Annotated in this window: 1 protein-coding gene; it reads left to right on the plus strand. The window is 35.9% G+C overall.

All coding sequences use genetic code 11. From position 1 onward, the window contains the following. Positions 1 to 190: 190 nt before the first annotated feature. A partial coding sequence (locus CWB76_RS19420) for an MFS transporter (RefSeq protein ID WP_138609751.1) occupies positions 191 to 407 on the plus strand: 217 nt, incomplete at its 3' end.

Genomic DNA, 407 nt, shown 5'->3' on the forward strand with positions numbered 1-407 from the left:
ACTAATTATTGTTTTTCCATTGTCTTTGCTTAAAAAGCAAATTAACACATCGGATCAGTTTAAAGAAGTGTGATACTTAAACAAAAATAATCATAATAAAGTTAAAAGTAGGTAACATGTCTGATGCATCGGTCATAAGCCCTTTCTTTTTCATCAGTCGCCACTTAAAATACCGACAAAAGGAGACCTGATGCAAACACAGCCCGCTAAACCAAACTTAATTTTATTACTGATCTTAGCGTTACTCGTCATTTTTTGTCCTATGGGCATTGATATTTATTTACCTGCCTTTCCTACTATTGCAGAGCAATTTTCAGTGAGCGAAAAACAAGTACAGCAAACGGTGGCTATTTTTATGCTTACTGTTGGTTTGGGGCAATTAATTGCAGGCCCTCTTGCTGATCGTT

Source organism: Pseudoalteromonas sp. S1609 (genome assembly GCF_005887255.1).
Classification (GTDB): Bacteria; Pseudomonadota; Gammaproteobacteria; order Enterobacterales; family Alteromonadaceae; genus Pseudoalteromonas.